The sequence below is a fragment of the Chryseobacterium capnotolerans genome (assembly GCF_021278965.1).
GTDB lineage: Bacteria > Bacteroidota > Bacteroidia > Flavobacteriales > Weeksellaceae > Chryseobacterium > Chryseobacterium capnotolerans.
In genome coordinates this window covers 4,027,770-4,041,537 of record NZ_CP065589.1, presented here as the reverse complement: position 1 = coordinate 4,041,537, position 13,768 = coordinate 4,027,770, and the positions used below count along the sequence as shown (strand labels likewise).

Here is a 13,768-nt window from a genome sequence, read left to right as displayed (position 1 = left end):
AATTCCTGCAAATTTAGTGAAATTCTACCATTACCGCACCCGATTGATGGTGAAGTATTTCCTTATTATAAAAATCAATATTAACCTGGCTTTCCAAAACATCCCGAACCATCCGCTGTAAAGTACCGTCACCAATTCCATGAACGATTTCCAGTCTCTTCAAATTGTTTTTTCTGCAAAACTCAATCACTTCAATTAATTTTTCCTTTTGAATAAACAATCTTTCAAAACTATCATAATCATTAGGATTCTTTACCAAATTATGAAAATGCAAGTCTAAAACCAAATGATTTTTCTGATGTTTTTTAGACATGATCTTTTTAGGTTCTGCTTTTTTTACTATTCGGATATTTTCATAAAGATCAGCATTCTTGGGAACTAGCTTTTCTTTAGGATATTGATGGGTAAAGCCATATTTATCTTTAAAAACCACAATATTCCCTTTCACGGAAGTGACCATTCCGCTTAAATCTTCATCCACTACAGAAACTGTATCTCCAATTTTCATTTTCTTATTGCATCAATAATGCTCTGCTTACTATTTATACTTTAAGCCTAACATGTTTTTGAAATCTGTTAGGTTAATTCGGATCCTTACACTCTTGAACCAAGTTCAATAATCTCCAGATCCTTTATCTCTTCTCCATCTACCACAAAACGCATCATTGTTCTCACTTTATGCCAGCCTTGTTTTCCACAGGCTCCAGGATTCAGATGCAAAAGACTGTTCTTTTCATCATACATTGCTTTTAAAATGTGAGAATGCCCTGAGATAAATAATTTAGGCGATTTTTTAGCAATTTCAGTTTTAGTCAAAGGAGTGTATTTTCCGGGATAACCACCAATGTGAATCATTAAAACTTCTAATTTTTCACAGAAAAAACGGTTGACTTCCGGAAACTCAGATTGTATTTTTGAGTTGTCAATATTTCCGTAGACCCCTTTTAAAGGTCTAACTTTTTCAAGTTGTTCAATAACATCCATACTTCCAAAATCTCCGCAATGCCAGATTTCATCAGCCTGAGATGCATATTCAAGGATCCGGTCATCCATATAAGAATGAGAATCGGAGAGGAGAAGAATTTTTGTCATTATCTAAGGGTTCTTTGAGTAATATTTTCGTCGTATTTTTCTTTAAATATAGCTACACGTTCAGGGTTTAATGCTCCATCCTGATTGATCACCCTTTCTTTGATCAGCCATTTTATCAGCTTTTCCATTCCTTTTTTAGAATTCATGAAATTGGCAATTTTTGCTAAGTCAGTAGATTCTACTTTTGTCTTTTCTGTTAGAAAGTTCAGGATAAAGTAATCGTCACTTACATATCGTGGCGTTTCATTATCCATATATTTATACATTAGGACTTCCTCATCATCTTTCATAGAAAAAAATGAATATTGGGTGAGATTGATTTTTTCTGCTTTTAGGATTTGCTTTCCATCCAGTAGAACTTTGTCATCTTTAATGGTCACATTCTGCGATAAATATAAATTACAGCCCGCTATCAGTAAGAAGAAAGCAAATAGTCTGTGTATTGTCATTTTTACTATTTTAAATTGCAAATATAAAGAAGCTTTACTAAAACTATTTTGATTGAACTTTGTTGGGTACTAATAAGAAATATTTTTGCTTCTTCGTATAGAATCAAGTTTCTTTTCAATGTCTGGACTGAAGACTTTTCTTAGCTTCAGTCCACTTTCTGTAAGTCTTGAAATCACAAAAGTTCCGTCCATACTATTATTGGATGAAAATACAATAGCAATGGTGGTGTCCGAAACTTTTTTCCAGCTTCCCATGTATCTTTCCATTTTTGAAGCTTTTCCCGGAAAATCATCTTTTGCGTTATAGCCATTGGCTGATTTACTCAAATTTCCAATGATCTTTCCATTTTTGCTAAACTTTAAACCAGGGGTTTTAGCATCAAAAATATTCTGCTTTTCATAAGTATAAATGTAGTCATCAAGCTTATTCAGTTTCCAGGTCTGGAAGAGAAATGGGTCTGAGGTTTTATCCTGGCTTTTCATAAAACTTACTGCGAAAAATAACAACAGAAGAAATGAGATTGATTTTTTCATATTTTAAAATGATTACACTTACTAGCGACAAAATTAAGCTTTTCAATACAAGGCTGAAAGTTTTCTATTTAATATAACCTTGTCACAAACACTTAATCTTTTATAAAGTCTCACATTGAGACATTTTCTGTTTTTCTATTGTTTTTTTATTTAATTCTTAAATGCTTTTTTTAGAAAATACCAAAAGTTAATCTTTGCTATTAAAAAAAGGGACTCATAAAACGTATGTATTCACTTTTTAGTGTATTAATTAATTGGAATTATGTGTTTTAATGTATTGATAATCAGATTTCTGATTTATTCATTTTCGGTATTTTAAATAATTCTTTTGCTAGGTAAAAAATATGTATATATTTGTCTTAATTTTTATTTAATCTAAACAAAAATAATAATGAGTGTCGGTTTGTACTTATTGGAAAACAAAAACTGGTATTATTTTGACCTTATACCAAAGTTTGATGAAGAGTTGTCAACGTTCATGAACAGTTGTTCTGAAAGTAAATTCATCCGAATTAATATTACAGGTAAAGAATCTTATTTAATTGTTCCTGTAAAGCATTTTTCTACTACCGGAGTTCATTACATCGGAAATGATGTAGGGTATAGAGAAAAGAAAATGGGCGAAGTGGTTAAGATAAGCGCAAAGGAAGCGTATCGATTTCTTACTTCCATTGTTTACGGTGGAAATACAACCGTAGAAAATCCCGAAGAGGTTTATATCAACTATTTTTCTGAAGAATTTAATGAGTATTTTGACCAGGGCCATACGACTGTAGAAAGTACTGATACTTTCACAGACTCTGTTAAGGTAGGATCTATCTTTAAATTTTTCGGCTACGATAATGATAACCTGCTGGAATTTATTTCTAAGAATATTGCACTGGAAACCAATTATGATAAGAAAGCCGCCATTATCCGCTGGTTTTCAGAATATACCCACTCCTTGTTGAAAACAGCAGTAGGAAAGTATATTGAGGAAGGGATTATTTATAACAGTAATATCGAGCATACATTTATCAGCCAAAATGCAGATAAAGTAAATATTTATTTTGATGAGTATATTACAGACGGGGCGGTAATAAGAACGGAAAAAGCTGAAAATTTTATAAGAACTCATGTGGTATATTACAATTTGTATCCGGTTCTAAGACACTTGGCTTATCTGGGTTCTGTAGAAGAAGAGGTTCTTTATCAGATTGTAGATACTGAAATTGATTCTTTGAGAGAGGTTTATGGTGATGCCATGAATTTTATTTATGAAACGATAGAAGCAAGACTTTTCCTGAAGCAGGCTTATAGTGTAGATCAGGATACCTGGAAAGAATATATCAGACAACATAATTTCCTCATTAATCCTAAACACTATTCCAAAAAACTGATAAAACCTGATTATGGGGAAATTCTGCATAAAAGGTATTTCAACAACGGGACTTTAGAAATTACTTTGAGAGCTTTTAATCCGGAAACGGATATGGAATTCCTTCATGAATGGTCCAATATGGAGTATGCTAAAAAATACTGGGAAATGGATGTGGATCAACAGGAATTTGAAGAAGCTTATATCAAACATATGGGGGTTGATTATTCTCATCCGTATATCGGTCTTCTGAATGGTAATCCTATTTTTACTTTAGAACTGTATTGGGCAATAAAAGATGAGGTTGGTAAATATTACCGTTTCAATCCAGGAGATTACGGCTTTCATATGCTCATTGCTCCTGCCAAAGAAAAAATTCCAAACTTTTCAATGAACGCGTTGGCTATGTGTATGGAATATTTCTTCTCTTTCCCACAACTGACAAGAATGATAGGGGAGGCCTCAGCATCTCATAAAGGAACTCATAATCTGATTACCAAAGTAGGCTGTGAATTCAACAGATCATTGGCACTTCCTTATAAAACATCTAATCTGACTTTCCTTGACCGTGAGAAATTCTATGAAACAACGGAAGACATCTTTAAAAATTCGGTCCTGAAAATAAACATTACAACATAATACTTGAATACTGAAAAAGATAATTTATGAAATATGATATCATTGGTATAGGAATAGGACCTTTCAATCTAAGTCTTGCGGCTTTGCTTGAAGAACATGATCTGAAAACCATATTTTTTGACAAAGCACCCAGGTTTGAATGGCATAGTGGTTTAATGATAGAGCGTACAACGCTTCAGGTTCCTTTCCTGGCAGATCTGGTAACGATTGTAAATCCTAAAAGCCCTTTTACCTATATCAATTATTTAAGAGAACAAGGTAAAATTTTCCGATTCTGTTTTAAGGAAAGTTTTTATGTAACAAGAATGGAGTATAACCTGTATTGTAAATGGGTAGCATCACAAATTAAAAGCCTTAATTTCAGCCACACTGTTACAGAAATAGATTACAACGAAACCCACGAGTGTTATGAAGTTTCTGTGATTGATCTTATTAATTGTGAAAAGAAAGTTTATCTCACCGATAAAATCGTATTAGGAGTAGGTTCAATTCCTAATGTTCCCAAAATTACCGAGCGCTTCTCTAAAGAACATATTTTCCACTCTTCTGAATATCTACATAGAAAACAATATTTAAAGAAAGGAAGTACTATTACCGTATTGGGCTCCGGACAAAGTGGAGGTGAAGTATTTTTTGATCTTCTTTCTTCCAGACCGGAATTAGGTTTAAAGCTGAACTGGGTAACAGCCGCTGACAGATTCTTCCCAATGGAAAATTCAAAATTCACATATGAATTTACTTCCATGGATTATATTTCCTATTTCAACAGGCTTCCATTAAACAAAAGAAGAGAAGTGATCAATAAGCAGGATATTCTGTATAAAGGAATCAATGACGAACTGATCAGTACCATTTATGATGAGCTTTATCATCAGCAGATGAAAGAAGAACAGCCTCTTCCTGTTAAAATATTGACCAATAGCCTGCTTGAAGATATGTCTTACAGTGAAAACTATACATTAAACTTGAGGCATCTGGAAGAAGAAAAAACTTTTTCATTCAATACTGATTATCTGATTCTGGCAACCGGTTATCGATATGAAGTTCCTCATTTTTTACAGCCAATAGAAGGCCGTCTGAACAAGAGTCAAAATGATGGAACGTTACTATCCTCAGAAAACTATACCGTGGATGTAAACGATAATGAAATATTCATGCAGAACGGTTGTGTAGATTCACAGGGGATTATTACATCAGACCTTGGAATGGGTCCTTATAGAAATGCTACGATTATCAATAAAATATTAGGCCACGAATATTATCCATTAGAAAAGAATATTGCTTTTCAGCATTTTGGAGCATTAGAAACGATATAAAATATGAAGCGTATATTTTTTCTGATCACTGCATTTTCTTCTTTAGCATTGGCTGCATGTCCGATTACCATAGCGGTTAAAAACATCAGGAATTATAACCATGACGAGGTTTATGTGGTGATTAACGGAGAAAAGAAAAAGATTTCAAAACAGGGAACTGTTGATTTTGCTGAAGTATCGGATGGTCTTGTGAAGGTGTCTGTAATGTATCAAAATAAAGTTATATACAATGATACGTTAGATATCGACTGTCAGATGGGCCAGAAGTATGAAATTGCAATTTCAGATGCAAACCGTATTGATGAGGTTTATATCAGAGGTAAAAAAGAAGCTCGAGAAGCTTAAAGAAACCCCGCTAAGTGTTAAGATTGTTGATATGCAGGCAGTAAAAAGCCAGGCCAACAATATTGGTGAAATATTAAATATGGCGACAGGAGTTAAGCTCCGTACAGAAGGCGGTGTCGGTTCTGCATTTCAGGTCAATCTTGGCGGGCTTCAGGGGAAAGCGGTCCGAATTTTCAGGGATGGAGTTCCCATTGAATTTTATGGACATAGCTTTAATCCTAATGTTTTATCGCCCAATATGCTGGATAGAGTAGATGTCTACAAAGGGGTAATGCCTATTTCGCTGGCATCGGATGCTTTGGGAGGTGGGATTAATTTTATCTCGAAGCCGATACAGAAAGATAACCTTGAAATATCAAATGAGATTGCATCATTCAGTACCTATAAATCGCATCTTAATGCTGTATTTATTGGCAAAAAAGACAGTCTGTTTTATATAGGAACCCAGGCAAGCTATGTATTTTCCAAAAACAATTATAAGATTTTGGGTGACGTTATAGATCCGGAAACAGCCAATCTTAAAAAAGTTGAAGCCAGAAGATTTCATGACGATACCGAAGCTTCTTATATGGAAGTCTATACCGGGGTAAGAAATAAAAGCTGGGCCAATGACTTTAGAGTTGGATTCATCTATTCTCATTTCTATAAGGAGATTCAGAACGATCTTGAAATGAGAAAACCTTACGGTGAAGCTTTTGCCAAAGAAAACAATGTAACGGGTTACCTTCAGTATAAAAAAATGCTCTTTGATAACCGTCTTAAACTGGATTTGATGACTGCTTTTGCCAGATACAACAATTCTTTCGTAGACATCAGCAGACGCAGATACAATTGGCTGGGTGAATACACTTTTAGTGATGAAAACAGCGTTGGCGAGATCAATAAGGGGAATGATATGAAGATGAATTATAATATGTTTCATACAAGGCTTAATGCCGCATTCCGGATTAATAATAATCACAGCCTGGAATTTGGAAATGTGTATTTCTACCAGCGAAGAAAAGGAAGTGATCCTTATGGAGCTGTCAATGTATACGGAGATGATGTTCTTAAAACTCCGGCTGTTTACAACAAGAATATTGCTGCTTTGGGATTGGTGTCTCATTGGCTCAACCGTAAAGTGGAAACAGTACTTGGGGTAAAGAATTATTTCTTCAGTTCCAAAGGGTATACTACGGATAAATACAATTTCACATGGGAATCTGACCGGAATAAGAATGCTTCCGGATATATGGCTGGTATAAGCTATAAACCTAAAAACTTTATCCTGAAATTATCCTATGAAAAAGCAGTTCGTCTTCCTGATGAAACCGAAATTTTCGGAGATGGAATTCTAATTAAAGAAAATCTTGATCTGGAACCGGAAAAAAGTGATAATATAAATTTTGTGCTGGATTATACTTCATCGAATTATAAACTGAATACAAGTTTAAATCTATTTTACAGAAACGTCAAGAACACCATCTTCATGATACCGGATAATCCTTATGGACGTTACCAGAACTATTATGACAACAGAATTCTTGGATTGGAGTATGAAATCAACTATCAACCTATAAAAAATCTTCAGACAGGGTTTAATTTTACCTACCAGGATATAAGGCTTAAAAACCTTTCCGGTAATGAAAAGATCTGGGAAGATGCTAGGCAGCCCAATATTCCTTACTTATTTGGAAACCATTATATGAGGCTGAACTTTTCAGATATTTTCAGCATGCGGGATAAGGTGGAGTTGTATTATAACATCAATTATGTACATCGTTTCCTGCTATATCCTGTGCCAAAAAATCTGGAACCGGGCCTGTTTTCTAAAGCAACGATTGCTTCCAGTGATCTTCTGATTCCAAATGACGGCAGACTGGGAATGGTAGACGTAGGAGTAGGGATTACCTATTTCCTGGCAGATCCTAAACTTGCCATTAATTTTAGCATTAATAATCTTACGAACGAAAGACTGTATGATAATTATAATGCACAGAAACCTACAAGATCATATCATTTGAAATTAACGTATACAATTTTTTAATATTATAATCATGAGAAAATCAAAATCGATTTCAATCATTTTATCTGCATTAAGCCTCCTGCTTTTTACCCATTGCAGCAGCGATGACAGTATTGAAGAGCAGAAACAACCCACAGAAACAAAAGACAGCTGGATTATTTATAACAGTACAGCAGGATGGGGAGGAAATATTTATTCTTTTTCAGAGCTTCCTCAGGGAGAACTTTCATTAGCGGATAAAAAACCTTTCTATCAGATTGCTTATTCTGCGGGAGGAAAAGCTTTCGGAGAAAATATGTACAGATTGGGAGGTGCTGCTTCTTCAGAAGAAGGATTTTCTAAACTTACAGCAGATAATGCCGGAAATATTACCCAAAAAGGCTTCATCGCCACTCAAAATAACGGATTTGAGCCTAATTATCTTGTGGTAAGTGAAACCGAAGGATATTATTGGGATGGTTCAAGAGGAATGCTTAAAATTCAGACCTTTAATCCTGGAACCATGCAACGTACAGGAGAAATTGACCTTTCTTCATTGGCTCAAACTATTGATCCTTCAGTGCTTGAACCAGGAGAAACAGCCTATCAGGCAGCTGGGCAGTTAATCTTAATAAAAAGAGATGATAAACTGTATCTTGATTTACAGATCGGTAAAAAAGGATCAAACTGGCAGATCAAACCTGTTGTAAAAGAGGTAGCAGTTGCTGTGTATAACCTGACTTCAAAAAAAGTGGAAAATGTTACAAAGTATCCTAATGCAACCAACCTGGGACTTTTCACGGACCATGTTCTATGGAGCATTGATGAGGTAACCAAAGATATCTATATGGTAGCTACATCAGATATGAAAGCTCAGGAAGCAGCCTATTCATCAAAGATCCTTAGAATTAAGAACGGGCAGACTACTTTTGATACTGGTTTTGAAATTGATATGAAGAATTTTGTGCAGCCAGCAGAGTTTAACAGAATCTTCGCTCATAATAATAAAATTTATACTACCATTCCTTCAACTGGAGCATCTTATTACAGTGGCGGGCATGGAGTAGGGTATAGAAATGATATCTGGTTCTGGAACGAAATTGATGTTCAGACAAAGAAAGCTGTAAAGCTTGATATTCCTGTGGATAACTTCTACAACTATCAAAATCCATTCTTGTATAAAAACAGAATCTATTTCATGTCTAATAATAAGGCTGATAATTTCTCAGGTTTAAGTTCTTATGACCCTATTTCTAAAAACACTAAAGTTGAATTTAAACTTAAAGGAAGCGGCAGATTGATGGGAGTAAATATTATTTCCAAAAAATAATTTCTTTTTTGTTAGTACAATAAGATCATTTGATTTAACGACAGCCGGGAGGATTTTCTTCCGGTTTTTTTTGTGGGCAAGGGTTAGGAAGCTGGAGGAGGGAAGCGGGAAGTTATTGTATACCTTATTATCAAAGTTCAATCTGAACTACAAGTTAAGTTTATAAGAACTTCCTTTTATACAGAACCTGACAGTACTTCCAGCTTCCATTTAAACTTAAAGGAAGCGGCAGATTGATGGGAGTAAATATTATTTCCAAAAAATAATTTCTTTTTTGTTAGTACAATAAGATCATTTGATTTAACGACAGCCAGGAGGATTTTCTCCCGGTTTTTTTGTGGGCAAAGGCTAGGAAGCTGGAGGAGGGAAGCGGGAAGTTATTGTAGACCTTATTATCAAAGTTCAACCTGAACTACAAGTTAAGTTTATAAGAACTTCCTTTTATACAGAACCTGACAGTACTTCCAGCTTCCATCTTCCAGCTTCCATCCATATAAATCACAATTTTATTATTCTGTACTCAGCTTATTTACTAAATTTGGGAAAATTAAAAAATAATAATGCAGAAATTTTCTTTTTTCATTTTTCTTTTAACCGTAGGATTAGCGAATGCACAGGTTGAAGAGAAAAAATTGGATGATCTGATCCAGAATACCCTGAAAACTTTTGACGTTCCCGGAATGTCTGTAGGAATCGTAAAAGATGGTAAAGTGACTTATTCCAAAGGATTTGGAGTGCGTTCTCTAAACTCTAAGCAAGCAATGGATGATAATACCTTGGTAGGAATAGCTTCCAACTCCAAAGGGTTCACCTGTGTGGCATTAGCAATTTTGGCGGATGAAGGAAAATTAGACTGGGATGATAAAGTTTCAAAATATATTCCTGAATTTCAGATGTATGACCCTTACGTTTCTCAAAATGTTACGATCAAGGATCTTATTACCCACAGAGCCGGATTAGGATTAGGACAGGGAGACCTGATGTTTTTTCCGGAAGGAGGAAACTTAACGGTTAATGATATTGTTCATAATGTGAGATATCTGAAACCTGAAAACCCTTTCAGAACAACTTTAGACTATAATAATATCATGTTCATTGTTGCTGGTGAAGTCATTCACAGAATCTCAGGATTAAGCTGGGCTGAATTTATTGAACAAAGAATTATGAAGCCTGTAGGGATGACTTCCAGCTTTGGAAGCTACAACAGAGCGAAGGCCGTAACGAATAAAATTGATGCTCATGCCCCTGTAGATGGAAAAGCTGTAGCAGTTCCTCATGATTGGAATGAAGCCGGAAATGCTGCCGGAGGAATCATGAGTAATATTAAGGATATGACTACCTGGGCAGAATGCTTATTGAATAATTTCACGACCAAAGATGGTAAGAAATTAGTCTCCGATAAAAATGTTCAGCAGCTTTGGAGCCTGCAGATACCAGATAAGGTAGCTGCTAAAAACCCGTATGATACCAGTTTCTACGGATATGGTTTAGGCTGGTTTTTAAGCGATGTGAAAGGACATAAACAAGTACAGCATACAGGAGGGCTGATTGGAACTGTTACACAGTTTACTTTAATTCCTGATCTTAAATTAGGAATTGTAGTATTAACCAACCAACAATCCGGAGCTGCATTCAACACCATTACCAATACGGTGAAAGATTCTTACCTTGGCGTGGCAGACAGAAACTGGCTGAAAACATATGGGGATAGAATGTCAAAAGTGGAAGCTGAATTTAATAAACAAAAGAAAGAGGCTTTCGCAAAATCAGAAACCTTTAAAAAAGAGAAAGCACTTCAGCCAAAAGCAGAACAGTTTACAGGAACTTATAACGATGTGTGGTTTGGCGATGTAGAAATTGTTCAGCAAGGAAATACTTACAGAATTTCATGTAAAAACTCACCAAGGTTAAAAGGAGAGCTTCTTCCTTATTCCAATAATTCATTTATCATCAAATGGGATGACAGAAGCTATGATGCTGATGCCTATATCCTATTCGATTATGATGAAAACGGAAAAGCTCAGTCGGCAAAATTAAAAGCAATTTCCGATGTTACGGATTTCAGCTTTGATTTTGATGATCTGGATCTGAAAAGAAAGTAAAAAATAACATATAGATATTAAAGAACGGACTTAGGTTCGTTCTTTTTTGTTCTCGCAGATGGTGCTGATGACGCAGATTTTAAATAATCTGTGGGATCTGTGGGAGATACAACTGTAAAAACTATATTACCGGAGAAGGTTTAAGTCCTGTTCAGTGCGGGCAAGCTCCGAATGGAGATGATGCTTTTCAAAGAACCTTTTTAATTCAAGCAATCTCTTTTTGTTGTTATAAGGAATGTTGGAGTTGAGTTTTCTCTGGCAGAGTGAGCAGGCTCTTACATAATGAAAATCAGTTTCGGAAAGAGTACTGGTTCCATTCATCACACAATTTGCATTGAGGCAGTGAGTGACTCCAAACATATGTCCAATTTCATGAGAGCTGATCTTCATCAATCTTGTAAGACTTTCGTTAAAATTAGAATCTGTAAGATGCCCGTTGGCAAATCTATACATTGAAGTAACACCCACGCCATTTTCGTAGGATGCAAATCCAAAAACATAGTTCCAATCGGGTCGTGGGTAAAGGTCTCTTTCGGTTATCCCCATAAGCACTACAGCATCTTTGGGTTTTCTTTTGATTAAAACACTGTCCAGCACATATCCGGCCAATACTTGTTCTTGGCCGTCCTTGAAAATTCTTTTTACATTTTTGGGGAAAATGCTGTTGGGTAATACAGGTAATATTTTCGTTTCCAACTGAAAATAAATTTTCAAATACTCTTTGGTGAATTTAATCTCTTTCTTCTGTAAGAGACTAAAATCACCGATAGGCTGAAGATAAATTGTATTTTTTCCAGATTCAGGTTTGATCTTTTTTGTTTTTTGAAAATCTTCAAACTGCTGAAATTGTTCATGATGATTATACCTCCAGCTTCCAGGTTGGGGAGTGGCAGACAGTTTTACATCATTGAACGCAATTGCTTCAAAATAGCTCATCTTCTTTTTCTGGCATGAAAAAAAGAAAATAAAGACTATTGCATATAGGATTTTAAAGGTGAAGTTATATTTTCCCCGGCTCATAAAAGAATAGAAGTTTCTTTTTGGCCCCATCAAATTCAGACCATGACTCACAGTCTACTTCAAAGCCAGCTACGCCGCAGGTTGGAAAATGAAAAATATCTTCAGAGATGGAATTGGCAAAATTGGAAATTCCATTATTATGAGAGAAAAGAGCCACTGAACTCAGGTTGTCATCCAGATCATAGATTACAGATTCAAAATTTCTTTCTGAAGGATTGTATAATTTTTCATTTGTAGAACAGCTTAGCTGATACGTTTGATTAAAAATTTTACAGGTATTCAAAGCACGTACTGCCGGGCTCGATACAAAATAATCGATGGAAATATTATTGTTTTTAAGGAATCTGGACATGTTCATAGCATCTTCCAGGCCTTTGTCTGCCAAAGGTCTGTCAAAATCATCCGTTTCTTCCGGCCAGTCGCTTTTCGCATGTCTTACGAGGATGAGTCTCTTCATATATCTGTTTTTTGGAAGATTAAAATTATAAAAAAAAATATGGAATAAAACATGATTTACATAAAAAAACTGCGTGATGAATAAAATCAGTAAATTTTACTAAATTTGCAGACTTATGGGACAAATCCTTGCAATAGACTACGGAAAAGCCCGTTGTGGCATCGCTGTAACGGATGATATGCAGATTATAGCCAGTGGGCTGGAAACTGTAGAGAACCGTATTTTAATGGAATTTTTGAAAAAATATTTCAGTGAAAATAAAGTGGATGAAGTAGTCATTGGACTTCCCATAGATTTGAAGGGAAATATTTCAGAGGTGGAAACCGATATTTTAAAATTCATTGAAGATTTTAATAAAGAATTTTCGGATATTGCAGTCCATCGTTTTGATGAAAGATTTACTTCCAAAATGGCTTCATTCTTTATCTCCCAAAGCGGAAAAAGTAAGAAGAAAAGACAAGAAAAAGGATTAATAGATAAAATAAGTGCAACTATTATATTGCAGAATTTTTTAGAACAAAGATTAAGATGATATTACCGATAAGAGCTTTTGGGGATCCTGTTTTGAGAAAAGTAGGAAAAGATATAGAAAAAGATTACCCCGGATTACAGGAACTGATAGATAATATGTTCGAAACGATGTACAGTGCAAACGGAATTGGTCTTGCTGCACCTCAGATCGGTTTGGATATCCGTTTGTTTGTAATAGACGTTACTCCTCTTGCGGAAGATGAGGACTATGAGGATATTAAGGATGAATTGGCAGAATTCAAGAAAGTATTCATCAATGCCAGAATTCTTGAAGAATCAGGAGAAGAATGGAAGTTCAATGAAGGCTGTCTGTCTATTCCGGATGTAAGAGAAGACGTGAAAAGAAAAGGGACAATCGTTATTGAATATTATGACGAAAATTTTGTGAAACATACAGAAACTTTTTCCGATATTAGAGCCCGCGTAATTCAGCATGAATATGACCACATTGAAGGGATTCTGTTTACCGATCACTTAAGCGCTTTGAAGAAGAAATTGGTGAAAGGAAAGCTGTCCAAGATCTCTCAGGGGGATGTAAGCATCGGTTACAAAATGAGATTTCCAAAATAATTAAACAAGGATTAAAAATAATAAAAAGCAAAAAGCTTAGCG

The 13,768-nt window shown here is 35.1% G+C and carries 14 protein-coding genes; 8 read left to right on the top strand and 6 right to left on the bottom strand.

Annotated elements, in window-relative coordinates; translation table 11 throughout:
- Positions 1–13: 13 nt before the first annotated feature.
- The 4 genes from H5J24_RS19445 to H5J24_RS19430 all read right to left on the bottom strand — a co-directional run bounded on the left by H5J24_RS19445 (position 14) and on the right by H5J24_RS19430 (position 2,075).
- Positions 14–508, bottom strand: coding sequence for a Smr/MutS family protein (locus H5J24_RS19445; protein ID WP_068940012.1), 495 nt, complete (start codon positions 506–508; stop codon positions 14–16).
- 86 nt (positions 509–594) lie between these two features.
- Positions 595–1,092 carry a metallophosphoesterase family protein gene (locus H5J24_RS19440; RefSeq protein WP_068940011.1) on the bottom strand — a complete coding sequence of 166 codons (498 nt, stop codon included), beginning with the start codon at positions 1,090–1,092 and terminating at the stop codon, positions 595–597.
- Positions 1,092–1,541 (bottom strand): hypothetical protein, encoded by a 450-nt coding sequence (locus tag H5J24_RS19435; RefSeq protein ID WP_068940009.1) that lies wholly within the window; start codon positions 1,539–1,541, stop codon positions 1,092–1,094. The genes H5J24_RS19440 and H5J24_RS19435 overlap by 1 nt, the downstream gene beginning before the upstream one ends.
- A gap of 69 nt (positions 1,542–1,610) precedes the next feature.
- The gene (locus H5J24_RS19430) at positions 1,611–2,075 is read right to left on the bottom strand and encodes a hypothetical protein (protein WP_068940007.1); all 465 of its coding nucleotides are present in this window, start codon (positions 2,073–2,075) and stop codon (positions 1,611–1,613) included.
- A gap of 391 nt (positions 2,076–2,466) precedes the next feature.
- Here H5J24_RS19430 and H5J24_RS19425 point away from each other — a divergent pair, with 391 nt between their 5' ends.
- The 6 genes from H5J24_RS19425 (at position 2,467) to H5J24_RS19400 (ending at position 11,148) form a co-directional block, all read left to right on the top strand.
- A complete protein-coding gene (locus H5J24_RS19425) occupies positions 2,467–4,071 on the top strand; it encodes a GNAT family N-acetyltransferase (protein WP_068940005.1) in 1,605 nt (534 codons plus the stop codon).
- A gap of 26 nt (positions 4,072–4,097) precedes the next feature.
- Entirely contained in the window at positions 4,098–5,387 is a 1,290-nt protein-coding gene (locus tag H5J24_RS19420; RefSeq protein ID WP_068940003.1) for a lysine N(6)-hydroxylase/L-ornithine N(5)-oxygenase family protein, read from the top strand.
- A gap of 3 nt (positions 5,388–5,390) precedes the next feature.
- On the top strand, positions 5,391–5,732 hold the full coding sequence (locus H5J24_RS19415; RefSeq protein WP_232815792.1) for a hypothetical protein: 342 nt from the start codon (positions 5,391–5,393) through the stop codon (positions 5,730–5,732).
- Positions 5,689–7,758, top strand: a complete 2,070-nt coding sequence (locus H5J24_RS19410; RefSeq protein ID WP_232815791.1) for a TonB-dependent receptor — start codon at positions 5,689–5,691, stop codon at positions 7,756–7,758. Before H5J24_RS19415 ends, H5J24_RS19410 begins: the two co-directional genes overlap by 44 nt.
- A 10-nt stretch (positions 7,759–7,768) precedes the next feature.
- Positions 7,769–9,046, top strand: coding sequence for a DUF4374 domain-containing protein (locus H5J24_RS19405; RefSeq protein ID WP_068939998.1), 1,278 nt, complete (start codon positions 7,769–7,771; stop codon positions 9,044–9,046).
- A gap of 560 nt (positions 9,047–9,606) precedes the next feature.
- On the top strand, positions 9,607–11,148 hold the full coding sequence (locus H5J24_RS19400; RefSeq protein WP_185124647.1) for a serine hydrolase: 1,542 nt from the start codon (positions 9,607–9,609) through the stop codon (positions 11,146–11,148).
- Positions 11,149–11,274: 126 nt separating this feature from the next.
- On the opposite strand, the gene H5J24_RS19395 is transcribed toward H5J24_RS19400, so the two are convergent.
- Together H5J24_RS19395 and H5J24_RS19390 are read right to left on the bottom strand one after the other, a co-directional pair.
- Complete coding sequence (locus H5J24_RS19395) at positions 11,275–12,084, bottom strand: archaemetzincin (protein ID WP_228407571.1); 810 nt, start codon at positions 12,082–12,084, stop codon at positions 11,275–11,277.
- 64 nt (positions 12,085–12,148) lie between these two features.
- Positions 12,149–12,625: a SixA phosphatase family protein gene (locus tag H5J24_RS19390; RefSeq protein ID WP_068939990.1), complete on the bottom strand. Its 477-nt coding sequence runs from the start codon at positions 12,623–12,625 to the stop codon at positions 12,149–12,151.
- 115 nt (positions 12,626–12,740) lie between these two features.
- Between H5J24_RS19390 and ruvX the strand changes: the two genes are divergently transcribed.
- Both ruvX and def read left to right on the top strand, forming a co-directional pair.
- Positions 12,741–13,157, top strand: a complete 417-nt coding sequence (gene ruvX / locus H5J24_RS19385) for a Holliday junction resolvase RuvX (RefSeq protein WP_068939988.1) — start codon at positions 12,741–12,743, stop codon at positions 13,155–13,157.
- Entirely contained in the window at positions 13,154–13,726 is a 573-nt protein-coding gene (gene def / locus H5J24_RS19380) for a peptide deformylase (protein WP_066698489.1), read from the top strand. Before ruvX ends, def begins: the two co-directional genes overlap by 4 nt.
- Positions 13,727–13,768 lie beyond the last annotated feature (42 nt).